The sequence below is a fragment of the Leisingera sp. ABM4_103 genome, from assembly GCF_056158685.1.
In genome coordinates, this window is the sequence record NZ_JBSWTU010000005.1 from 501,864 (window position 1) to 524,146 (window position 22,283).

General features: G+C 63.5%; 16 protein-coding genes. 9 read left to right on the forward strand and 7 right to left on the reverse strand.

Annotated elements, in window-relative coordinates; translation table 11 throughout:
* Positions 1 to 121: 121 nt before the first annotated feature.
* Together ACXAED_RS04060 and ACXAED_RS04065 are read left to right on the forward strand one after the other, a co-directional pair.
* The gene (locus ACXAED_RS04060; RefSeq protein WP_475047084.1) at positions 122 to 580 is read left to right on the forward strand and encodes a hypothetical protein; all 459 of its coding nucleotides are present in this window, start codon (positions 122 to 124) and stop codon (positions 578 to 580) included.
* A gap of 263 nt (positions 581 to 843) precedes the next feature.
* Positions 844 to 3,489, forward strand: a complete 2,646-nt coding sequence (locus tag ACXAED_RS04065) for a methyl-accepting chemotaxis protein (RefSeq protein ID WP_475047085.1) — start codon at positions 844 to 846, stop codon at positions 3,487 to 3,489.
* 155 nt (positions 3,490 to 3,644) lie between these two features.
* Here the strand turns inward: ACXAED_RS04065 and ACXAED_RS04070 are convergent, their stop codons facing one another.
* On the reverse strand, positions 3,645 to 4,556 hold the full coding sequence (locus ACXAED_RS04070) for an MBL fold metallo-hydrolase (protein WP_475047087.1): 912 nt from the start codon (positions 4,554 to 4,556) through the stop codon (positions 3,645 to 3,647).
* A gap of 119 nt (positions 4,557 to 4,675) precedes the next feature.
* Positions 4,676 to 5,602 carry a pca operon transcription factor PcaQ gene (pcaQ, locus tag ACXAED_RS04075; protein WP_475047088.1) on the reverse strand — a complete coding sequence of 309 codons (927 nt, stop codon included), beginning with the start codon at positions 5,600 to 5,602 and terminating at the stop codon, positions 4,676 to 4,678.
* Positions 5,603 to 5,688: 86 nt separating this feature from the next.
* Here pcaQ and pcaC point away from each other — a divergent pair, with 86 nt between their 5' ends.
* Genes pcaC through ACXAED_RS04095 form a run of 4 tightly spaced genes read left to right on the forward strand, consistent with a single transcriptional unit; the run spans position 5,689 to position 8,280 of the window.
* Positions 5,689 to 6,084: a 4-carboxymuconolactone decarboxylase gene (pcaC, locus tag ACXAED_RS04080; protein WP_475047090.1), complete on the forward strand. Its 396-nt coding sequence runs from the start codon at positions 5,689 to 5,691 to the stop codon at positions 6,082 to 6,084.
* Positions 6,081 to 6,818 (forward strand): protocatechuate 3,4-dioxygenase subunit beta, encoded by a 738-nt coding sequence (gene pcaH, locus ACXAED_RS04085; RefSeq protein ID WP_475047091.1) that lies wholly within the window; start codon positions 6,081 to 6,083, stop codon positions 6,816 to 6,818. The genes pcaC and pcaH overlap by 4 nt, the downstream gene beginning before the upstream one ends.
* Positions 6,818 to 7,438, forward strand: a complete 621-nt coding sequence (gene pcaG, locus ACXAED_RS04090) for a protocatechuate 3,4-dioxygenase subunit alpha (protein ID WP_475047092.1) — start codon at positions 6,818 to 6,820, stop codon at positions 7,436 to 7,438. Before pcaH ends, pcaG begins: the two co-directional genes overlap by 1 nt.
* Positions 7,439 to 7,449: 11 nt before the next feature.
* Positions 7,450 to 8,280 carry a 3-oxoadipate:acetyl-CoA acetyltransferase gene (locus ACXAED_RS04095; protein ID WP_475047094.1) on the forward strand — a complete coding sequence of 277 codons (831 nt, stop codon included), beginning with the start codon at positions 7,450 to 7,452 and terminating at the stop codon, positions 8,278 to 8,280.
* A 109-nt stretch (positions 8,281 to 8,389) separates the two neighbouring features.
* Here ACXAED_RS04095 and cueR read toward each other — a convergent pair whose 3' ends face one another.
* A complete protein-coding gene (gene cueR / locus ACXAED_RS04100; RefSeq protein ID WP_039181103.1) occupies positions 8,390 to 8,779 on the reverse strand; it encodes a Cu(I)-responsive transcriptional regulator in 390 nt (129 codons plus the stop codon).
* Positions 8,776 to 11,283: a heavy metal translocating P-type ATPase gene (locus ACXAED_RS04105; RefSeq protein WP_475047096.1), complete on the reverse strand. Its 2,508-nt coding sequence runs from the start codon at positions 11,281 to 11,283 to the stop codon at positions 8,776 to 8,778. The genes cueR and ACXAED_RS04105 overlap by 4 nt, the downstream gene beginning before the upstream one ends.
* 356 nt (positions 11,284 to 11,639) lie before the next feature.
* Here ACXAED_RS04105 and ACXAED_RS04110 point away from each other — a divergent pair, with 356 nt between their 5' ends.
* Positions 11,640 to 12,752: an S-(hydroxymethyl)glutathione dehydrogenase/class III alcohol dehydrogenase gene (locus ACXAED_RS04110; RefSeq protein ID WP_475053008.1), complete on the forward strand. Its 1,113-nt coding sequence runs from the start codon at positions 11,640 to 11,642 to the stop codon at positions 12,750 to 12,752.
* Positions 12,753 to 12,874: 122 nt separating this feature from the next.
* On the opposite strand, the gene ACXAED_RS04115 is transcribed toward ACXAED_RS04110, so the two are convergent.
* Genes ACXAED_RS04115 through ACXAED_RS04125 form a run of 3 tightly spaced genes read right to left on the reverse strand, consistent with a single transcriptional unit; the run spans position 12,875 to position 17,666 of the window.
* Complete coding sequence (locus ACXAED_RS04115; RefSeq protein WP_475047098.1) at positions 12,875 to 14,389, reverse strand: SpoVR family protein; 1,515 nt, start codon at positions 14,387 to 14,389, stop codon at positions 12,875 to 12,877.
* Positions 14,376 to 15,713 carry a YeaH/YhbH family protein gene (locus ACXAED_RS04120; protein WP_475047100.1) on the reverse strand — a complete coding sequence of 446 codons (1,338 nt, stop codon included), beginning with the start codon at positions 15,711 to 15,713 and terminating at the stop codon, positions 14,376 to 14,378. The genes ACXAED_RS04115 and ACXAED_RS04120 overlap by 14 nt, the downstream gene beginning before the upstream one ends.
* A gap of 18 nt (positions 15,714 to 15,731) precedes the next feature.
* Positions 15,732 to 17,666, reverse strand: a complete 1,935-nt coding sequence (locus tag ACXAED_RS04125) for a PrkA family serine protein kinase (RefSeq protein WP_475047102.1) — start codon at positions 17,664 to 17,666, stop codon at positions 15,732 to 15,734.
* A gap of 726 nt (positions 17,667 to 18,392) precedes the next feature.
* Here ACXAED_RS04125 and ACXAED_RS04130 point away from each other — a divergent pair.
* Positions 18,393 to 20,915, forward strand: coding sequence for an Ig-like domain-containing protein (locus ACXAED_RS04130; RefSeq protein ID WP_475047103.1), 2,523 nt, complete (start codon positions 18,393 to 18,395; stop codon positions 20,913 to 20,915).
* 72 nt (positions 20,916 to 20,987) lie between these two features.
* Entirely contained in the window at positions 20,988 to 22,280 is a 1,293-nt protein-coding gene (locus ACXAED_RS04135) for a TolC family protein (RefSeq protein WP_475047105.1), read from the forward strand.
* The last annotated feature ends 3 nt before the right edge of the window (positions 22,281 to 22,283 follow it).

Below are 22,283 nucleotides of genomic sequence, written 5' to 3' on the forward strand. Positions count from 1 at the left end.
GTAATACACATTTAAATAGCATCTTTTACCGATAAGCCGGACCACGCGTGTTAGCATCTGCCGGAAACTGCCCGCTGACGAGGGCAGCTATGACCTGCTGAGGGCAGCATAGGGAGTGCGTGTGAGCGAAAACCTGGAATTTGAACGCAGTTTCTCTGACTTCGGACCTGCTGTGCGGCCTGAGGAGCGAACGCAGGACATCCTGGATGTTGTGGAAGATTTTATGCACCGCTGGGGCTACTCGGTGCGTAATCTGATCGGGGCCGAGATAACGGTCGAACATCTTGGCAGCAGTCCAGAAGGTGTTCCGGATCTGATTTTCCGCATGGCAGCGCTGGACTATTTCGAGATCGTCATCCGCGGCCGCAACGGTTCGGTCAGCTATGGCGGATGGTTAACCGGAACATTGCCGGTCTCGGTTTCCGGCGAACACGTCAATGGCCGCCCGGTTCTGCTCACTAGCCGCCGCGAGGGCGGCAAGATCCGCCATGCGTTCGACCCATTGGCCGGTTACCGTCCTGTGGGCGAAACCATGAACCTGCCTTTGCACGCCGTATGGCGGCTCTCGGACGCTAACTAGCCTCAGAACAACAAGAAACCAGCGGCACTCCGATTGCGGAACCGATGAGCTGGCTGCCGGCCGGTAAAATGCGACCGATTTTCTCCGTGCCGCTCATGCTTTCTTTAGAGTCTTGCTGCCCTGCTAACGGAAAGAAGCAGGCAGCCGCATCGCGGTATCCCTGCATCGTTAAGTGCCTGGCCCAACCATCACGGCAGTGGGGGCGTGCCCCCCCTGGCTGGCCCGGGCGCAGATGAAAACAGGCGGCTGCCTAGGGTGAGACGATGACGAATATAAATGATGTGCCGGCGCGGCGGCGCTTCCGGCTGTTTTCAAGCATAGGCGCCAAGGTCACGCTTATTCTGATGGCAATGGGCGCCGCCTCCGCCGTTGGCGGTGTTCTGGTCACCCTGGTGTTTACACAGACAGGCCGCCAGATGGAGGTCCTGACCCAGGAAAAAGTTCCGCAGCTGGAACTCAGCAGCCGGCTGGTCAATGCCGCAGGCAGTACCAAGAACTCGATGATCGGCGTCTTACAGGCCGGATCGGTCGAGGAGCTGGCCCAGGCCGAGGAAAGGGCCGCTGCCGCCGTCGCAAATCTTGATGGCACCGTTGCCGGGCTGCCCGCTGCGGAGCAGGCCCTGTTCGCACCGGAGGCGTCTGCAGCCGCCGGAACGCTCAGGAATCTGATCGCTGCGCGCCAGGGGGCCTTTCGCAATCAGGCCTGGATCGACACACAGACGGCCAGCCTGCAAACCCTTAGCCAGACAGTGCAGGACAAGCTTGTCGCGGTGGCCGCAGAGGCCCGCGACAGCCTGATGGACGGCGGCGAAGAAACTATCATCCAGGTCGATGAGGTCCTGAACAACCTGGTGGAGAAGCAATTCGGCGGCCTGCAGACGCTGCTGGAAGCAAGGGCTGACATCAGCGTTCTCTCAGGCGCGGCGCTGGCGTTGGGCCACGTGCGCGATGTGCCAACAAAACGGGCGCTCAAGAAGATGGCGAAGGACGCATTGAAACGTCTGGAGCCGGTGCTGGGCAGTTTGGAAGAGCTTGGCCTGGAAGCTTCTCGCGTGAAAAAGGTCCGTGAGGCCGTTGAGCTGTTCAGCTATACGCTGACGGCCAGCCGCAAGGAGCTGAAGGACAGCCGCAAAGACGTGCTGGCCGCCCGCAATGCCAGCGTGCGCCCGCTGACCCAGGCGATGGAGCGGATGGTGTTCACCCTGTCGGTTGCGGCGACCCAGGCCAGCGCCGACAACCGCACTGCGATCCAAGGTCTGCTGGACAACCAGGTCGGAGTTCTGCAGCAATTGCTGGAAATTAACGGCTGGATCAGTGCCTTTCAGGTGGCAGCGCTGGACATGGCCGCTGCGCATGACATTGCCGCGGCCCAAGATGCCGCCGGGCCGCTGCAGGAGGCCGCCCGGATGCTGGCGGGCTATAGCGGTTTCAACGGTGGCGTATTTGAACAGGAATTGAAGGGGATGGTAGCGCTGGCGGATCCCTCGCAGGGCCTGCCGGTTTTCAAGGTTGCGGCTTTGGAGGCCGCGGCCGAAGCCGCGGCAGCGTCCCGGGCCACGGTGGAGGCGGTGCTGGAGTTTTCCCACAAGGCGACCAGCCTGGGAGCCGAAAGCCAGCAGCAGATTGCCTCTATTGCAGATGGGCTTGCCGCCGATGTGACTGCAGCGCAGCGGCAGCTTCAGATTCTGGCGGCAGTCGCGGCGGCAGTGTTTCTGGGTTCGCTGGTGCTGACCCGGTTCCTCATCCTGCGGCCGCTGGCAGACATCAGCGGCACCACTGAGCGTTTGGCGGCAGGCAACCTGCGCCCGGTGACCGGCTACGAGCGTTCAAGCGACGAAATCTTCCGCATCGCCACGGCACTCTCCGTCTTCCGCGACGGGCTGGTGGAAAAGGCAGAAGTGGAGCAGGCAGCCGAGGCCGAGCGCAGTGCGCGCCTGGCTGAGCAGACTGCCGCGGTGGCGGCCATCGGCAACGGGCTGGAACGCCTGTCCCAGGGCGATCTGACCTATCGCATCCAGGGTGAGATGGGCGAAGGCTACGCCAAGCTGCGCGATGATTTCAATGCAGCGCTGGAGAAACTGGAGGCCTCCGTGCGCAGCCTCAGCACCAGCGGCCAGTCGATTGCAGGCGGCAGTACTGAAATCTCCTCGGCGTCCCATGACCTGTCCGAGCGCTCAGAGCACACCGCGCAGACCCTGGCCGGAACCGCGGCTGCGGTGAACCAGCTGTCCGTCTCCATTGCCGGTACCGCCCAGGCTTCGGGTGAAGCGTCGGCTTCGGTCGAGGCCGCGCGGCAGAACGCCAGCGATAGCATCGAGGTGGTGAAACGGACCTATGGCGCGATGGAGGCGATCAAGGACAGCTCCGAGAAGATTTCCCGGATCATTGGCATGATCGAGGCTATTGCCCAGCAGACCAACCTGCTGGCGCTGAATGCCGGTGTTGAGGCAGCCCGTGCAGGCACTGTTGGCAAAGGTTTTGCCGTCGTCGCCTCGGAAGTGCGGACCCTGGCGCACCGGTCCAAGGAGGCCGCGACGGAAATCGCTGCATTGGTGGATGAAGCTGGCCGGAACGTCGAGCTCGGTGCAGATCTGGTTGAGCAGACCCGAACGGCGATCGGCGAAATCTCTGCCTCCGTCGCCAGCGCAGCCGACCTGATGAAGTCCATCTCGCAAGCGTCTGCGGAGCAATCCGGAAGTCTTCAGGAGATCAATACGGCGATGGCCAACCTGGACGACGCGACCACCCGAAACGCGGCATTGTTCGAGGAGGTCACCTCCTCCAGCCTGGGCCTGTCCAGGGAAGCTCAGGCCATGGCAGGCGCCATCGGCGCCTTCCGCACCCAAGCTGCAGACACTGGACAAAGCAGCAGCCCGGAACCAGAGGAGACCTGGCGGATGCGAGCCTGAGGCGCCTCCGCACACCTGCTGTAGTTTGGCCGGGCTGCGTTTGCCCGGATCAACCGGACAGCGGCTTGGGCGCACCTGCCCCGTTCTGCGGATGCATTTGGTGCACCCGCCTAAGCAGGCAGGGAGGACAAAGGCGGCGCTGGAACAGCCCTGCCCTACTCCTCAGGCACAAAGCGGTAGCCGCTGCCGGAACGTTCGGCCCGCCCGATGCCGCCGCCCGGCAAGTGATAGCCAATCAGCCGCATCTGTTCCGCGGCCAGCTGATCCATCAGGCGCAGGCGCGTCGCAGCCGCTGTTTGCGGATCCTGGTCGGAGCCGACCGGCCAGGAGGGTTCGGCAAAGCTAACATGGTGATTGCCAACAGCATCGCCCAGGATCAGGACGCTTTCACTGCCGCTGCGGACTTCAAAGGCCATATGCCCCGGCGTGTGGCCCGGTGTGGCCCGGGCGGCAACACCGGGCAGGATTTCCGCACCATCGGCGAACAGCTGCACCCTGTCCTCCAGCACCTCCATCCTGCGACGGGCCCCGGCGGCCATGGCAGCGCGGCTGCTGCCGATGCTGGCGGCCGTCTCCGGATCGTACCAGTAATCCCACTCGCCCTGCCCCATCAAGAAGGCAGCTTCGGGAAACAGTAGCTCATCGAAATCGTCGAGCACCCCCCAGAGGTGATCCGGATGGCAATGGGTAAAAACCACATGGGTTACCTCCTCCGGGCCAACCCCAATGGCTTCAAGCGCCTCAGGCAGCCTTCCCGCGCTGTCCTGGAACCCGGGTCCGGAGCCCGCGTCGAACAGCACCACCCGGCCTTCGTCCCTGAGCAGGGTTACGTTGACCTCCGGCGTCAGCGGCCCGTCCCCGATCCCGTACTGGTCTAGCAGCGGTTGCAGCGCCTCCGGGTCCAGCCCGCCATAGATAAACTCCGGCGGCAGGGTCAGGTGGCCGTCCGACAGCGTTTCGAGCCGCATAGTACCCAGTTCGATCCGGGATAGGGCCCATCGAGGTGCTGCCGCCGCTGCCAGCCCCGCCGCAGCCGCCAGGCCGAAATTCCGTCTGCTCAAGGTCATGACCTCTCCTCTCGTGTGACTCAGCCTGCATCAAATGCAAATATTCCATTTGATGAATTATAAGACATGGCAGCCGAGAGGGAAACGCCTGCTTTGCCGCAGGCCGGCCAGCGGTGGCATCACCTGAGCCCTAAAGCGGAGCAATGGCGGCGCAGGGCAGCGCAAAACCGCTGTGCGGCAGCGCTAAGCTGGTGTTCACGGCGGGTGCACAGTCCCACGGGCCCCAACGTGCTGTCCGTGTTCAGCGGCAGTGCGGTCATGGTGCCAGCCTCCAGATCCGGCCGCACCACACCATGGCTGATGATCCAGACCGCCTGATGCGCCAGCACGAAGCGCCGCCCGAAGGAGGCGGACACCGTTTCGACCGGGAAACGCGGCAGCGCCAGCCCCTGCTCCAGGAACATCCGCTCGACAAAGGGGCGGATGATCGAGCCTTCCGACGGCATCAGCACCGGAAAGACCTCGAATACGCCCGGCGGCAAGTGGGAAACGCCGGCCAGCGGGTGGTCTTTCGCGACCACCGCTGTGACGCGCTCGCGATACAGCGGGTCGAATTCCACTCCGGCCATGGTTTCGGGCGCGGGCAACCGGCCGACCACTACATCCAGACTGCCGCGGCGCAGCTGATCGATCAGATACTGATTGCCGCCGGACATCACCGTAAATCGCCCCGGAGCACTGCCTGCGCGCAGCTGCGCCAGCGTGTCCGGCACCAGATCCGCGGCCACGGTCGGCAGCGCCCCGATGGCGACCTGCGGCCCCTCCGCCTCCCCTAACCCCTGCAACAGCGCCACCCCGTCACGCGCCAGCGCCAGGCTGCGCCCCGCGTGATCCCGGAACAGCTCTCCATAGCTGCTGAGCCGGATGCCGCGGCCATGTTTTTCCACCAGCGGCTTGCCGCAAACCGCTTCCAGCTCGCGCAGCGCCCGGGTGACTGCAGGCTGGGTCATGCCCAGCGCCTCAGCCGCCTGGGTGACGCTCATCTTGCGGGCGACTTCGACGAAGACCTCAAGATGGCGCAGCTTCAAAGAAGACGAAAGACGCATATCACCACGGGTATCATTTTATGCCTGTTTGGGGATTATACAGATCACCTGCGGTATGCGATACTCCCAAGCAAAGGGAGATCGCAATGACGCAAGACCGATACGACCGCGGTATGCAAGTCCGGCGCAGGGTGCTGGGCGATGCCCATGTGAACCGCGCCGAGGCCGCCAAGACCGCGCTGGACCAGCCGTTTCAGGCGCTGATTACCGAGGGCGCTTGGGGCACGGTCTGGGCCTCGGACCGGATCTCCTTGCGGGAACGGTCGATGCTGACACTGGCGCTGCTGGCGGCGACCGGCAACTTTGCCGAGATCCCGATGCACATCCGCGCCACCGCCCGCACCGGCGCCACGCAGGAAGATGTGATGGAAGCGTTCCAGCATGTCGCCATCTATGCCGGCGTGCCACGCGCCAATCAGGCGCTGAAACTGGCCAAAGAGACCTATGCCGAAATGGCAGCCGAAGGAGGGGAGCCCGCATGAGCACGCCGCCGAAACCTGGGGAGTTCTATCAGCGCGACCGGCGCTGGCATCCGCCCGCCCTGTCGCAGGACTACAAGACCTCGGTCACCCGCTCGCCGCAGTTTCCGCTGATCAGCCTGGAAAATACCGCCAGCGAGATCACCGGCCCGGTGTTCGGGCACAACGACATCAATGCCACGGACAACGACCTGCTGAGCAACTTCGCCCAGCCCGGCGAAAGCCCGGTTGGCGAACGCATCATCGTGCATGGCCGGGTTCTGGATGAAAACGCGCGTCCGGTGCCGAACACGCTGGTGGAGATCTGGCAGGCCAATGCCTCCGGCCGCTACCGGCACAAGAAGGACACCTACCTCAGTGCGCTGGACCCGAATTTCGGCGGCTGCGGCCGGACCCTGACGGATGAGGACGGCTGCTACCATTTCCGCACCGTCAAACCCGGCGCCTACCCATGGCGCAACTGGGTCAACGACTGGCGGCCCGCGCATATCCATGTCTCGGTCTTTGGCAGCGGCTTTGCCCAGCGGCTGATCACCCAGCTCTATTTCGAGGGCGACCCGCTGATTGCCCGCTGCCCGATCGTGAACACCATCCCGGACCCGGAGGCGGTAGAAATGCTGGTGGCCCGGCTCGATATGAACGCCACCATCCCGCTCGACACCATCGCCTATCGCTTTGACATCGTGTTGCGCGGGCGGCGGTCCACCCTGTTTGAAAACCGGCTGGAGGGGAACTGATGCGGCAGAAGCTGGACTACCTGAAGGAAACCCCCTCGCAAACCGCCGGGCCGTATGTCCATATCGGCTTGGCCCCCGGTGCGGCAGGGTTCGAAATCTACGATCAGGAGCTTGGCTGGGCCATTGCCGGCCCCAATGCCAAGGGCGAGCGCATCCGGGTCGAGGGCGTCGTCATCGACGGCACCAGCTCGCCGGTCAAGGACGTGCTGCTGGAGGCCTGGCAGGCCAATGCAGACGGCCTCTATGCCCACCCGGAGCATTCAGGCGGGGTGGAGGAGGGTTTTCGCGGCTGGGGCCGGGTGATCACCGACTTTGAGACCGGCGAATGGGGCTTTGACACCGTGAAACCCGGGCCGGTCATGGGCCGTAGCGGGCAGATGATGGCACCGCATATCAGCCTGTGGATCGTCGCCCGCGGCATCAACGTGGGGCTGAACACGCGGATCTACTTCGAGGACGAAGGTGAGGCCAACGCTGCCGACCCGGTGCTGAATGTGATAGAGTGGGAGCGCCGCCGCGCCACCCTGATCGCCAAGCGTGAGCTGCGCGGCGGCACGCCTGTCTACCGTTTCGACATCCGCCTGCAGGGCGAAAACGAGACCGTGTTTTTCGATATCTGAAGGGGAATTCCATGAGCAAACCCTGCATCATCTGCGTCGCCATCACCGGCTCGGTGCCGACCAAGGAAAACAACCCGGCGGTGCCGGTCACCATCGAAGAACAGATCGAAAGCACGCATGAGGCGTTTGAGGCCGGTGCCTCGATTGCCCATTGCCACGTGCGCAACGACGACCAGACGCCGACCTCGGACCCGGAGAAATTCGCGCGTCTGATGGAGGGACTGCAGAAACACTGCCCCGGCATGATCATCCAGCTGTCGACCGGCGGCCGCTCCGGCGCTGGCCGGGAGCGCGGCGGGATGCTGCCCCTGCGGCCTGACATGGCGTCGCTGTCGGTGGGCTCCAACAACTTCCCCACCCGGGTCTATGAGAATTCCCCTGATCTGGTGGACTGGCTGGCCTCGGAAATGCGCGCTCACGAGGTGAAACCGGAGATCGAGGCCTTCGATCTGTCGCATATCCACCAGGCGGTGAAGATGAACCGCGAGGGACGCATTCCCGGCACGCTTTACGTGCAGTTCGTGATGGGGGTGAAGAACGCGATGCCGGTCGACAAGGACGTGTTCGATTACTACGTCAAAACCATGCAGCGGCTGGCGCCGGAGGCCCAGTGGTGCGGCGCCGGCGTCGGGCCGGGGCAAATCCTGGTCAACGAATGGTCCATCGCCGCGGGCGGCCATACCCGCACCGGGCTGGAGGATAACATGCGGCTGGACCGGGACACCCTGGCGCCCTCCAACGCTGCGCTGGTGAAACGCGCAGCAGAGCTGTGTGAAAAATACGAGCGCCCCGTCGCCACCTGGCAGCAGGCCCGCGAGATCCTTGAGCTGCGACCCGCCTAAGGACGCCCGCTTCGGGCCGTAAGGCCCGAAGCCATGCCCAAGGCCGCCAGGCGGCCCGCCGGGGCAGCCGAGGGCGCGGGAGCACACCCCGCCTCCCCCGCCGGGAGGATCACCCCTCGCCGGACAGATCCTTGAGGATCGGGCAGTCCGGGCGGCTGTCGCCCGCGCAGCTGTTGACCAGCTCGCCAAGCGTGTCGTGCATCGCCTGAAGATCCGCGATCTTCTCCTCGATCTTGGCCAAATGCTCCTGCGCCAGCTGTTTCACATCGGCGCTCGCGCGGCTTTCGTCCTCGTACAACGCCATCAGGGTGCGGCAGTCCTCGATGGTGAAGCCCAGCGCCCGGGCCCGGCCCAGAAAGGCCAGCTTGTGCAGATCGGTCTCGGCAAAGCAGCGGTACCCGTTGGCGCTGCGGTGCGGCTTGATCAGGCCGATGTCCTCGTAATAGCGGATGGTCTTGGCGGGCAGGCCTGAGCGGCTGGATACGTCCCCGATGTTCATGCGCGCGCCTCCTGCTTGCCGGCTTCCTTGGCCGCGAATGCGGCCTGTTCCTCATCTATGGCAGGTTTCAGGCGGCGCAAGCGCAGGGCATTGGACAGCACAAACACGCTCGACAACGCCATCGCACCCGCAGCCAATGCCGGCGACAGCAACGGCCCGCCAAAGGGATAGAGCACCCCGGCGGCCACCGGGATCAGCAGCACATTATAGCCGAAGGCCCAGCCCAGGTTCTGGCGGATGTTGCGCATGGTGGCGCGGCTGACGGTCAGCGCATTGACCACCCCGCGGAGATCGCCGGAAACCAGCACCACATCTGCCGCCTCGATGGCGACGTCGGTGCCGGTGCCGATGGCGATGCCGGCATCCGCCGCTGCCAGCGCCGGCGCGTCATTGATGCCATCGCCGACAAAGGCCAGCGCGCCATGCTCCGCCTGCAGCTCCTGCAGCGTCTTGACCTTGTCCGCAGGCAGGCATTCGGCTTTCACCGCGTCAATGCCCAGCCGCCTGGCAATCGCTTGCGCCGTCGCGGCTGCATCGCCGGTGATCATCGCCACCTTCAGCCCCTGATCGTGAAACGCCTTGATCGCCGCAGGGGTGCCCGGCTTGATCGGGTCGGCCACCGCAATCACCGCCGCCGCCTGCCCGTCAATGGCTGCATACAGCGGAGTTTCACCGCGTTCCGCGAGCCTTTCACCTTCCGCCGCCAGCGCGCCAAGCGCAATGCCTTCGCGCACCATCAGCCGGGCAGCGCCCACCAGAACCTCGCGCCCCTCTGCCTCTGCCCGCAGGCCGTAGCCCGGGATCGCCTCAAAGGCGTCCGCCTTGGGCAGCCCCTTGCCGGCCGCTGCCGTGATGGCGCGGGCAATGGGGTGTTCGGACTGCGCCTCAGCCGCGCCGGCCAGGCGCAGGACCTCCTCGCGGGTGAAACCCTCGGCGCAGATCAGCTCAGTCAGCGCCGGACGCCCCTCGGTCAGGGTACCGGTCTTGTCGAGCGCCACCACCTGGATCTCCTGCAGCCGCTGCAGCGCGTCGCCCTTGCGGAACAGCACCCCCATCTGGGCGGCGCGGCCGATGCCCACCATGATCGAGGTCGGCGTGGCCAGCCCCATCGCGCAGGGGCAGGCGATAATCAGAACAGAGACGCCGGCCACCAGCGCCAGTGGCAGCGACGGCGCCGGACCGAACAACGACCACGCCAGCACCGTCAGCGCCGCCACCACGATGACCGCGGGCACAAACCAAAGGGTGATCCGGTCGACCAGCCCCTGCACCGGCAGCTTTGCGCCTTGCGCCTGCTCTACCATGCGGATGATCTGCGCCAGCACAGTGTCGCGCCCCACACGGGTGGCGCGGAATTCCAGCGCGGAGTTGCCGTTGATGGTGCCCGCAGTCACCTCATCGCCGCGGGATTTGGCCACCGGCACCGGCTCACCGCTGATCATGCTTTCGTCGATGTAGGAGCTGCCCGACACGATCTCGCCGTCCACAGCGATACGCTCGCCCGGGCGGACCCGGATCAGGTCCCCTGCCCCGATCTCCTCGACCGGCGTTTCCACAGCGTCGCCGCCGGCAACCACCATGGCGGTCTTCGGCTGCAGCCCGGCCAGCTTGCGGATCGCGGCGCCGGTGCGCCCCTTGGCGCGCGCCTCCAGAAAGCGGCCGGTCAGGATCAGCACCACGATCACCGCCGCCGCCTCGTAATAGACATTGGCAGTGCCTGCGGGCAGCAGCCCGGGGGCGAAGGTGGAGATCACCGAGAACCCGTAAGCGGCCGAGGTGCCCAGCGCCACCAGCGCGTTCATATCCGGCGCCCCCCGGAACAGTGCCGGGAACCCCTTGGTATAGAACTGCCGTCCCGGCCCCGCCAGCACCAGGGTAGTCAGGGCGAATTGCAGCAGGTAGCTGTTCTGCATGCCGATATTGGCCGCAACCCAGTGATGCAGCGCCGGAATAATATGGCCGCCCATCTCGACCAGGAAGACCGGCAGCGTCAGCACTGCGGCGATCAGCACCTGCCGCCCCAGTGCGGAAATCTCATCCGCCTTGCGCTGGCTCGCCTGCTCTGCCTCATCCGGTTCGCCGCTGCTCAGACGCGCCGGATAGCCCGCATCTGTCACCGTGCGGGCCAGATCGGCGGCGCGGACCGCGCCGGTCAGGAACCGGACCTGCGCGCTTTCGCTGGCCAGGTTAACGCGCGCCTCCAGCACGCCTGGCACTGCCAGCAGCGCCCGCTCCACCCGTCCCACGCACGACGCGCAGCTCATGCCGCTGAGCGCCAGTGTCACTTCCAACTCCGCCGCCGGGTAGCCCGCGGACTTGAGCGCATCCGTCAGCTGAACCAGTTGCACCTGCGGCGCGGCCTCGATCTGGCCGGTTGCGTTTGCAAGGTTCACCGAGGCCGTCTCAACCCCTTCGACCGCAGCCAGGGCACGTTCGGCGCGCCCGGCGCAGCCTGCGCAGCTCAGATTGGTGATTTGCAGTGAAATACGGGTGTTTTCTGACATGGGAGACCTGCGGGTTTTATCCTATGTTAGGCCATATGAGGGTTCCAGTCAGGGGAAGGTCAAGGCCCCGCGGCAAGATTCCTTCCCAAAACTGGAAGCCTGCGGGCAAGCTGCTGGAATACGCAGTTTTTTCTTCCTTAACAGATGGCGCGGACCGCCGCTCAGCTGTCGCATTCGGGGCAAAGCCCGGCACACCGGGACTGCTAGGGTGCCGAGGCAATGCTTGCGTGCGCCGGCCGGCAAATGTAACGCTGGGTCATTCCGGCCCGCGGCCCTGCCGCTGGCAACGCATTCACCCCGGACCCGCCCTGCGGCGGCCCGGCCCCGGAGAATATGGACGAAGGACCAGTCACATGATCAAAACCCGCGCCGCCGTTGCGGTTGCCCCCGGCAAACCGCTGGAAATCATGGAGGTGAACCTCGAAGGCCCCAAGGCGGGCGAGGTTCTGGTGGAAATCAAGGCAACCGGCCTGTGCCACACCGATGAATTCACCCGCTCGGGTGATGACCCCGAAGGCATCTTCCCGGCAATCCTGGGCCACGAGGGCGCCGGTGTTGTGGTCGAGGTCGGCGAAGGCGTTACCTCGCTGAAGCCCGGCGACCACGTGATCCCGCTCTACACGCCCGAATGCCGTGAGTGCGAGTACTGCCTCAACCCCAAGACCAACCTGTGCCAGGCGATCCGCTCCACCCAAGGCCAAGGCCTGCTGCCGGACGGCACCACCCGCTTCTCGATGCAGGACGGCACACCGATCCACCACTACATGGGCTGCTCGACCTTCGCGAACCACACCGTGGTGCCGGAAATCGCGCTGGCGAAAATCCGCGAGGACGCGCCTTTTGACAAGGTCTGCTACATCGGCTGCGGCGTCACCACCGGCATCGGCGCGGTGATCAACACCGCCAAGGTGGAAATCGGCTCGCGCGCGGTGGTCTTCGGTCTCGGCGGCATCGGCCTCAACGTGATCCAGGGCCTGCGTCTGGCCGGTGCCGACCAGATCGTCGGCGTCGACCTGAACCCGGGCAAGGTCGAAATGGCCGAGAAATTCGGCATGACCGACTTCGTCAACCCCGCTGAGGTCGAGGGCGATCTGGTGGCGCATCTGGTCGAGCTGACCGGCGGCGGCGCCGATTACACCTTTGACGCCACCGGCAATGTGCAAGTGATGCGCACCGCGCTGGAATGCGCCCACAAGGGCTGGGGCGAAAGCATCATCATCGGAGTGGCGCCAGCCGGGGCCGAGATTTCGACCCGTCCGTTCCAGCTGGTCACCGGCCGCAGCTGGCGCGGCACCGCCTTTGGCGGCGCATCAGGCCGCACCGACGTTCCGAAGATCGTCGACTGGTACATGGACGGCAAGATCGAGATCGACCCGATGATCACCCACAAGCTGACCCTGGACCAGATCAACGAAGGCTTTGACCTGATGCACGAGGGCAAATCCATCCGCGCCGTGGTGGAATTTTAATCCCCGGCAGACTGCCAAACCGCAATACGCAGGCCCCAGGGCCTGCGTTTTCATTTTGACGAGGGGCTAGTCTTGCAGCGCCCGGTATGCCCCAGCACCAGGGCTAGGCCCGAATATTATGGTCAGTGTTCGCCGGCCGCCTCCGCAGCATCCAGCCTGACGCCGTAGCCCCACAGGCGGCGCAGGTGCTTGAGGACCTCTTCCTGATCCTCTTCATCCAGATGGATGCCGTCGCGCACGGTATGTGTCAGCTTCAGCTCCCGGTCGCCCCGCAAGTCCGCGTCCGTCACCTGGATATCCGGTTCCAGATAGGCAAGGTCATACTGCTTGGCCAGGTCGCGCCGGATCGCCTTGTAGCCCGCGCGGTTGTGGATCTGGCTGACAACCAGATTGGGCAGATCCGCGTCATTGGTCAGCGTGAACAGCTTGAACTTGCGGATCAGGTTCGGCGACAGGAACTGCTGGATGAAGCTTTCATCGCGGTAGTTCGCCCAGGCATCGCGCAGCACACCGCGCCAATCCGGGTTGCCCGCAAAGTCCGGGAACCACTCCCGGTCCTCATCGGTCGGATCCTGGCAGATGCGCCGGATGTCCTGCATCATCGCAAAGCCCAGCGCATAGGGGTTGATGCCTGAATACCGCGGGTCGTCAAACTCAGGCTGCATCACCACATTGGTATGGCTGTGCAGCATCTCCATGTAGGCGCCTTCGGTGATCTGGCCTTCCTCATAGAGCTTGTTGATGATGTAGTAATGCACGAAGGTCGCGCAGCCCTCGTTCATCACCTTGGTCTGTTTCTGCGGATAGAGGTATTGCGCCAGCATCCGCACGATACGCAGGATCTCGCACTGCCAGGGCTCCAGCACCGGGCTGTGTTTCTCCAGGAAATACAGCAGGTTTTCCTGCGGCAGGTTCATCTGCTTGCGGCGCGCGCTGTAGGACGCGTCCTCGGCCTCTTCCAGCTTGTCGCGCCCCAGGGTGCTATCGGTCCAGATGTCCAGCACGCTCTGGCCGCTTTCGTAGCCCTCGCGCACCTTCTGCATCGCGACCAGTTCCTCGCTGGTTGGCTTGGGCGGGCGGCCATAGCGGAACACGCCTTGGGATTGCAAGGCATGGGCGGCGTCCAGCACTTCCTCCACCGCGCTGAGGCCATAACGCTCCTCGCAAGCGGCGATGTAATTTTTGGCAAATGCCAAATAGTCGTGGATGCCCGCCGCGTCAGTCCATTGCTGGAACAGGTAGTTGTTCTTGAAGAAATGATTGTGCCCAAAGGCCGCATGCGCCATTACCAGCGTCTGCATCGCCATGGTGTTTTCTTCCATGTTGTAGCTGATGCAGGGGTTGGAGTTGATGACGATCTCATAGGCCAACCCCTGGCGGCCGGTGCGGTACAGCGCCTCGTCGCGGGCGAAATGCTTGCCGAAGGACCAGTGCTGATACATCAGCGGCAGGCCGACACAGGAATAGGCATCCAGCATTTGCTCGGCAGAGATGATCTCGATCTGGTTGGGATAGACATCCAGCCCAAGATCTTCGAGCGCGATCTGCTCGATCGCGTCGCGCGCCTTTTCCATCAGCTCAAAGGTCCATTCCGGCCCGTCGAACAGCGGCGCGCGCGCCTTTTCAGCTGCCTGCATTCTGCACCCCTTTCACCTTGGGAAGGAAGAACTCCCGGAAAATCGGATAGATATGGCCCGGCTGCGAAACCCGCTGCATCTCGAAATGCGGGGCCTGTGCTTTCACCTCACGGTAGTTCTGCCACAGGTCTTCGCCTGCTTCCGGGTTGTTCAGCAGCATTTCCGCCGCTTCATCTACAATCTCCACATACGCATAGAACTGGCTGACCGGCAGCAGGTCGTTCAGCAAAAGGTTTTTGCAGCGCGCCGAGTCATTACCGAAGTTCTCTCCGTCGGAGGCCTGAGCGCCGTAGATGTTCCACTCATCCGGCGGATAGCGTTCCTCGATGATCTCCTTCATCTTCTCCAGCGCGGTCGACACGATGGTGCCGCCGGTTTCACGGGCGTAGAAGAAGGTTTCCTCATCCACTTCCTGCGCGTGGTGGGTGTGGCGCACGAACACCAGCTCAGTGTGCTCATAGCAGCGTTCCAGGAACAGGTGCAGCAGCAGGAAGAACCTTTTTGCCAGGTCCTTCTCGCGCTCTTGCATTGAGCCGGACACATCCATCAGGCAGAACACAACTGCACGGGAGTTGCGGATCTTTTCCGGCACAAAGGTGTCGTAGCGCAGATCCAGCGGGTCGATATAGCCGACCACCTTGCGTTTGCGGATGATGCCGTCCAGCTTTTTCCGCAGCGCCTCCAGGAATTCCTCCTGCGGAGGGGTGCGGTCGTCCAGCGCTTCCAGTTCAGCGATCTGCTCTTCCAGGTCGCGCTGGGATTTGGTGGTGGGACGCTGCAGGGCGATCCGGCGGCCCAGCGAGTTGCGCATGGTGCGCACCAGATTGAGGTTGTTGGGCGTCCCGGCAGTTGTCAGGCCGGCGCGGCGGGTGCCAATGGTTTCAGTCTCCACCGTGGCTTTTTCCACCAGATCCGGCAGTTCCAGCCCTTCGAACAGGATTTCCAGATACTCCTCCTGGGTGAGGGTAAAGGAAAACTCGTCCTCGCCGTCGCCTTCCTCAGACGCCTTGCGGCCGCCCTGCCCCGCGCCCCCCTGGGGACGCTTGATGGTGTCGCCGACAACAAAATCCTTGTTGCCGGGCAGCACGTGGCGGCGCAGCCCGCCCTTGGAGGAATGAAAGAACCGCGGCTCCTTCAGACCCCGCGACGGGATTGTGACCTTTTCGCCTCCGTCAGGTACGCCGCTTCCGTTCTGGATCGACTTCCCCCGGACCGACTGGTCGACGCGCTCCTTAATGTTCTCCCGGGCCCGCCGCAGGAACCGCTGGCGGTTCCCGAGGCTCTTGCCCTTCGGATTGGCGCGCCTGTCGATGAAATGATGCATGTTGCACAGCGCTCCTCTTTAGCCCGCCTTGTTGACGCGCATGTACCATTCGACCAGGCGCCGGACCTGCCGGTCGGTATAGCCGTGGCCGCGCATCCGCTCGACGAACTCCTGGTGCTTGCTCTCGGTTTTGCTGTCCTTCTTGGACCCGAAGGAGATCACCGGCAGCAGTTCCTCGACCTGCGAGAACATGTGCTTCTCGATCACGTCGCGCAGCTTCTCGTAGGAGTTCCAGGCCGGGTTGGACCCGGTGTTGGCACGGTGGCGCAGGGCGAATTTCACGACCTCGTTGCGGAAGTCCTTGGGATTGGCGATGCCGACCGGCTTCTCAATCTTGCTCAGCTCCGCATCCAAAACCTCGCGGTTATAAAGCTGGCCGGTGTCCGGATCCTTATAATCCTGCTCCTCGATCCAGGCATCGGCATAGGCGATGTAGCGGTCAAAGACATTCTGGCCGTATTCGGTATAACTTTCGAGGTACGCCTTCTGGATCTCGTTGCCGATGAACTCCTCATAACGGGGCGCCAGTTCAGTCTTGATGAACTCAAGATACTTCTGCTCCATCTCCTGCGGGAACTGCTCGCGCTTGATCATCTGCTCCAGCACATACATCAGATGCACCGGGTCCGCCGCGACTTCGTTGGTGTCGAAGTTGAATGTGGTCGACAGCACCTTGAAGGCAAAGCGGGTCGAGATGCCGTTCATGCCCTCATCCACGCCAGCCCGGTCCTGGTATTCCTGCACCGTTTTGGCCTTGGGATCGGTGTCCTTCAGGCTTTCGCCATCATAGACCCGCATCTTCGAGTAGAGGTTGGAGTTCTCATGCGGCTTCAGGCGGGTCAGCACTGAGAAGCGGCTAAGGATCTTCAGCGTCTCCGGCGCGCAGGGCGCATTGCGCAGCTCGCTGTTCTCGATCAGTTTTTCGTAGATCGACGTCTCATCCGAGACCCGCAGGCAGTACGGCACCTTGACGATCGACACCCGGTCGATGAAGGCCTCGTTGTTCTTATTGTTCTTGAACGACTGCCATTCGCTCTCGTTCGAGTGCGCCAGGATCAGGCCGCTGAAGGGAATGGCGCCGAAGCTTTCGGTGCCCATGTAGTTGCCTTCCTGGGTCGCCGTCAGCAGCGGGTGCAGCATCTTGATCGGCGCCTTGAACATCTCCACGAATTCCAGAATGCCCTGGGTCGCACGGTTCAGGCCGCCGGAGAAGCTGTAGGCGTCCGGGTTATCCTGGCTGAAATGCTCCAGCTGGCGGATGTCGACCTTGCCGACCAGGGTCGAGATGTCCTGGTTGTTCTCGTCGCCCGGCTCCACCTTGGCGACACAGATCCGGCGCAGCCGCGACGGATGCAGGCGCACAACCGAGAACTTGTTGATATCGCCATCAAATTCATCCAGACGCTGCACCGCCCAGGGCGACATCAGTCCCGGCAGCCGGTGCTGCGCGATGCCGTATTCTTCCTCCAGCACCTTGCCCATTCGAACCGGGTCAAACAGGCCCAGCGGGCTTTCGAAAATCGGCGAGATCTGGTTGCCTGCCTTCAGCACATAAATCGGCTGATCCTCCATCAGGCGCTTCAGGCGTTCCGCCAGCGAGGATTTGCCGCCGCCGACCGGCCCCAGCAGGTAGAGGATCTGCTTGCGCTCCTCCAGCCCTTGCGCGGCGTGGCGGAAGTATCCGACGATCCGCTCAATGGTGTCTTCCATGCCATAGAAATCATGGAATGCGCTGTAGCGCTTGATCGTTCGGTTCTGAAAGATCGGCCCGAGCCGCGCGTCCTTGGACGTGTCTACCAGCTCCTCTTCGCCAATTGCCCTCAGCATCCTCTCGGCGACGTTCGCGTACAGGCTTGGATCGTCGCGGCAGGCATTCAAATAGTCCTGCAGCGGCATTTCCTGCTCGCGCGTTTCGCCGTACTGCTCTGCAAAAAGTTCGGCAATGTCTTTCATCGTGGATCAAGCCTCCTGGTTAACTGGCGCCGTTCCTCCTGGCGTTTCTTCGCGCACGGACAGACGGGTGCCCAGCACGTGGGCATAAGTGTCCGCGTCAGTGTTGAGTTCTGATTTCTGCTCGGCGCCGCTGCTGGCGTTATACGTCCGGCTGGCCGCTCTTGGCGGCGGCCTGCGCCCGGTTACCAGGGCTGTCGGCGTCGTCTTTACTTACTCTCGAGCTTACACCAATTACGAACTTCTTCCTATCTGAAAGTGGTGTACTTTTAATTAATTGCCAGAATCTTTTGCGGGAAATTTTCATCACATCAAAGCGAACACCCCCTTCAACCACCCCTTCTGCAACGCGGCATTTCAGCGGCTTGCGGGCGCGCTTCCGCCATGAGGTGATTGTCGCATCTCGAACTCGCCCCTGGGTAATATCCCGTAGCAGGAATGCTTGCTTTCATGGACCAGCCGCAGCGGGGTCCACCCCGGCACTAAGGCTGGTCCGCAGCTGCTTTCCCGTGAAAAAGCTTAAAATTTCTGCGGCAGCCAGGACACGGTTGCCGCTAAATTTACTGTAACAGCGGCGCCCATCCACTGGACAGGCCTCGAAAAATCATCACAGTATGGCCTCAGAATGGCCGCAAAAGACGGCCGGTGGGCGAAACTACAGGCAACGGAACCACGCAGCGCGCGCCAATTGATTTCGGCGCAGCCGCGTACAGATTGAGCGGTAAAAAAATGAGCACGGTAGCATTTATTACCCGCGACATGGCGGGCACTACACAGCATGGCAATTTCTCCGAAGGCACGCCGGCGCGCATTAATGCGGGCCCGGCCAAGGACATTTCGCTGAATCTCAACCCAGCCGACGTCGAGAGCTATGCCCGCCGCGGCGGCGACCTGCACATCACCCTGGCCAACGGACAGGAGCTGGTGCTGGAGAACTATTACTCCTTCAGCTCCACCGGTGGTAAGAACCTCTTCCTCAGCTCCGAAGGCGAGTTCATCGAGGTCGTTCTGGAGGACAAGTCCAGCGGTATGCTCTTTGCTACCTACGAACCGCTCGACCTGAGCGGCAAGTGGAGCGCATACGACGAGATGGTGTTCCTGGACGTCGACCGGATCGAGCCGGTGGTTGCACCGCTCGCCGCACCGCTGTTCGGCGGCCTGGGGGCCGCAGGGGCCGCAGCAGGTGTGGTTGGCGCAGCCGCCATCGCCGGCAGCGGCGGAGGCGGCGATGACGGCACCGCCGCAATCGTGCCTACGGTGAATGATCCGGACGCCACCTACCCGGTGTCAGGCTCCACCACCTCTCCGGTTGAAATCACCGGCACCGGAGCGCCGGGATCCGAGGTGACAGTCACCGTCGGAACCGCGACCCAGACAACCACAATCGATGACAACGGCAACTGGAGCGTGACCTTCCCGGTTGATGATCTGCCGCCGGACGGAAACTACGATTCAACCGTTCATGTTGTTGACCCGGATGGCACCGAATTCGACCTGGATGGCCCCACAGTGGTGATCGACACCGTTGCCGATGTAACCCTTGATGAGGGCCAGGCTGGCGGCGATGATATGATCAACGCAGCGGAAGCCGCGGATGGCGTCACCCTGACAGGGACTGCTGAAGCAGGTGCGACTGTCGAAGTCACTTTCCAGGGTGTCACCCGCACGGTCACCGCCACAGAAGACGGCACCTGGAGCGCGGACTTTGCGGCGTCTGAAATCGCCGCTGGCGAGTACGACTCAGAAGTTACCGTCAAGGCGACAGACAGCTTTGGCAATACTGGCAACGTGACCGGAACCATCCGTGTTGACACAACAACAGCGGTGGAGATTGATCCCGGCCAGGCAGGCGGCGACGATCTGGTCAGCGGCTCCGAGGCCGCGGCAGGCCTGACCCTGACCGGCACCGGCGAGGCAGGGGCGACGGTCAGCGTCACTGTAGAAGGCGTGACCCGCACCGCCACGGTGGACGCGGACGGCAACTGGGCCGCCGTGTTCGAAGCAGGCTCGCTGCCTGCCGGCGAATATGACACCACCGTCAGCGTGACATCGACCGACACGGCCGGAAATACTGCGACGGCCACCGCCGACCTGCGCGTGGACACGCTGGTCGACCCGCTGACCCTGGAATCCGGCAGCATCGAGGGCGACAACGTTGTCAACGGCTCCGAACGCAGCGACGGGGTGACGCTGACCGGCACAGTGGAGCCGGGCTCGACCGTTGTCGTGCAACTGGGCAACGCCACCGAAACCGCAACTGTCGATGCCGCCGGCAACTGGAGCGTGGATTTCGCCGCCTCCGACATTGCCCAGGGCAGCTACGACGCAGATATCACTGTCACGGCCACGGACGCCGCCGGCAACACCTCGGAAATCAGTGACACGCTGACCATCGACACCGAGGTAACGCCGTTCACTGCAGACAGCAGCCAGACCGATGACGATGTGCTGAACGTCGCAGAGCGCGCCGCAGGCTTGACCATGACCGGCACAGTCGAGGCTGGATCAAGCGTTGAGGTGACCATCGGCGGCGTCACCCGGGCTGCGACCGTGGATGCGGACGGCAACTGGAGCGCCGCCTTTGACGCGGATGACCTGCCCGAGGGCGACACCACCGCCACAGCAGAGATCACCGCGACCGACGCGGCGGGCAACACCCAAACCCTGACCGAAACCTTCGGCATCGACACCGAGTATGACGCTCCGAACGTCGGGGATGTGATCAGCACCGGCGCCGGTGTCAGCGGTTTCTTCAGCGATGATTTCGAGACCGGCGACACCGCGCATGAGCTGACCAGCGGCGGCAGCGTCTCGGATGTCACCGGCACCGAAACCGACCTTGGCGGCGGCCGGACATTGTTCAGCTTCGACGCGGACGTTCCGGACGGCTCGCATCTGGTGGTCAACCGCGTCGACGACGCGGGCAACAGCTCCGGCACGATGGTTGTGCTTGAGGACGGCGCCGGCGCAACGGTGCTGGACCACGCAGGCCTGTCGCAATTCAACATCGATGAGCTGAACCTTGTTCATGCTGATGGCGTCGACCTGACCCTGACCGAGGCGGACATCAACGCGCTGTCCGGCAACTCTGACTCGGTGACTGTGCATGGCGGGGCGGATGACACGCTCACGATTACCGGCGCGACCGCAACGGGCACAGAGACCATCGATGGCGAGGCCTACAACGTCTACACCATCGGCGACGACGGCACCACGCTGATCGTCGACGAAGACGTCAATACCGTAATCTGAGCGGCTGGCCTGGCGGGCAATTCCGCCGGGCCCAACACAACAAAAGCCTTAAACACAAGGGCAAAGGGCAGGATGCAACCGGGACGCTTTCTTTGCGCCATCGCAGTGATGTGCAGCCTGTCGGCCTGCGCCCAGTCACCGCTGTCCGGCGGGTCCGAAGGCGCCGGTGCATCAGCACCGCGCAGCAATTTTTCCCAATCGGGCGATGCCTCCTCCGAAGTGATCCGGAAGCTGATGGAGCGGCGCTCCCTGCTGACTGATGACAGCGCTTACGGCGAGGTGGCGCAGGCCGCGATTGCCGCCTCGTCCCGCGCGGCCGAGGCCGAGCTGATCAGCGCCAAATTGCGGGCCGAAGCGGCCTCTAAGAACTGGCTGCCGACGCTGGGCCCTTCGGTCAGCCTGACCGATCTGGGCGATCTTGTAGCGGGACTGCTGATTGAGCAGGTGCTGTTCGACAACGGCCGCCGCAAGGCAGAGCGGGCCTTTGCCGCCGCTGATGTCGAAGTCGCCGCGGTCAACCTGTCAGAAGACATGAACAGCAGGGTGGAAACGGCGGTTGGGCTGTATGCCACTGCCCTGCGCGGCGACGAGAAAGCTGCCTATGGCAACCGCGCCCTGCGCCGGATGCAGGACTTCCGCCGGATCGTTCAGGGGCGTGTTGACGGCGGTGTGTCAGACCGTGCCGACCTCAATGTCGTGGACAGCAAGATCAGCGGCATACGCACCGCCACCGCTACCGCCCAGGACGCCGCCGCCACAGCGCGCGCCGAGCTGCAGGCTATGACCGGGCAGTCTTTCCCCCGGAAGCCCGCGCATCTGGAGATAGGCACCCCGCCCGAGCAGGTTCAGTTCCTGTCCGTGCTCAAGGCCGGCGCTGAGGCAGAGCGCACAATTGCCCAGGCCAAGTCGGGGCGCGCAGGCCTGCTGCCGCAGATCTCGGCTGCGGGCAATGTAACCACCGACGGGTCCGGCGCCGGGATCACCCTCGGTACCGGCCAGCCGCTGGGTCTTGGCACCCCTGCAGCCATCCAGGCGCTGGAAGCCTCCAAGGAGGCCGCAACCCGCCAGGTGGGCGAAGCAGAGGAAACCGCCCGCCGCACCTACAGCAGACAGATCCAGCAGATAGCTTCCTACCGCCGCCAGGAGGCCGAGACGGCAGCCCTGGTGCGCCGCAGCCGCGAAACCTATGAGCTGTTTCAGAAACAATTCGAGGCTGGCCAGCGCCCGGTGATGGAGGTGATCCAGGTCTACGAGGAGCTGGTGCGCCGCGAGCAGGCCTTTATCGACGCGAAATACGAGGTGGTGCTGATCCAGCTGCAGCTGGCGCGCGACCTGGGCCTTTTGGCCGATGGGGACAAGATTTGACGG

Coding starts and splice junctions, on each gene's coding strand:
- ACXAED_RS04135 (WP_475047105.1), top strand. CDS start 20,988: ATGCAACCGGGACGCTTTCTTTGCGCCATCGCAGTGATGTGCAGCCTG.
- ACXAED_RS04125 (WP_475047102.1), bottom strand. CDS start 17,666: ATGAAAGACATTGCCGAACTTTTTGCAGAGCAGTACGGCGAAACGCGC.
- pcaQ (WP_475047088.1), bottom strand. CDS start 5,602: ATGCGTCTTTCGTCTTCTTTGAAGCTGCGCCATCTTGAGGTCTTCGTC.
- ACXAED_RS04130 (WP_475047103.1), top strand. CDS start 18,393: ATGAGCACGGTAGCATTTATTACCCGCGACATGGCGGGCACTACACAG.
- ACXAED_RS04065 (WP_475047085.1), top strand. CDS start 844: ATGACGAATATAAATGATGTGCCGGCGCGGCGGCGCTTCCGGCTGTTT.
- cueR (WP_039181103.1), bottom strand. CDS start 8,779: ATGAACATCGGGGACGTATCCAGCCGCTCAGGCCTGCCCGCCAAGACC.
- ACXAED_RS04070 (WP_475047087.1), bottom strand. CDS start 4,556: ATGACCTTGAGCAGACGGAATTTCGGCCTGGCGGCTGCGGCGGGGCTG.
- ACXAED_RS04115 (WP_475047098.1), bottom strand. CDS start 14,389: ATGCAGGCAGCTGAAAAGGCGCGCGCGCCGCTGTTCGACGGGCCGGAA.
- ACXAED_RS04120 (WP_475047100.1), bottom strand. CDS start 15,713: ATGCATCATTTCATCGACAGGCGCGCCAATCCGAAGGGCAAGAGCCTC.
- ACXAED_RS04105 (WP_475047096.1), bottom strand. CDS start 11,283: ATGTCAGAAAACACCCGTATTTCACTGCAAATCACCAATCTGAGCTGC.
- ACXAED_RS04095 (WP_475047094.1), top strand. CDS start 7,450: ATGAGCAAACCCTGCATCATCTGCGTCGCCATCACCGGCTCGGTGCCG.
- pcaG (WP_475047092.1), top strand. CDS start 6,818: ATGCGGCAGAAGCTGGACTACCTGAAGGAAACCCCCTCGCAAACCGCC.
- pcaH (WP_475047091.1), top strand. CDS start 6,081: ATGAGCACGCCGCCGAAACCTGGGGAGTTCTATCAGCGCGACCGGCGC.
- pcaC (WP_475047090.1), top strand. CDS start 5,689: ATGACGCAAGACCGATACGACCGCGGTATGCAAGTCCGGCGCAGGGTG.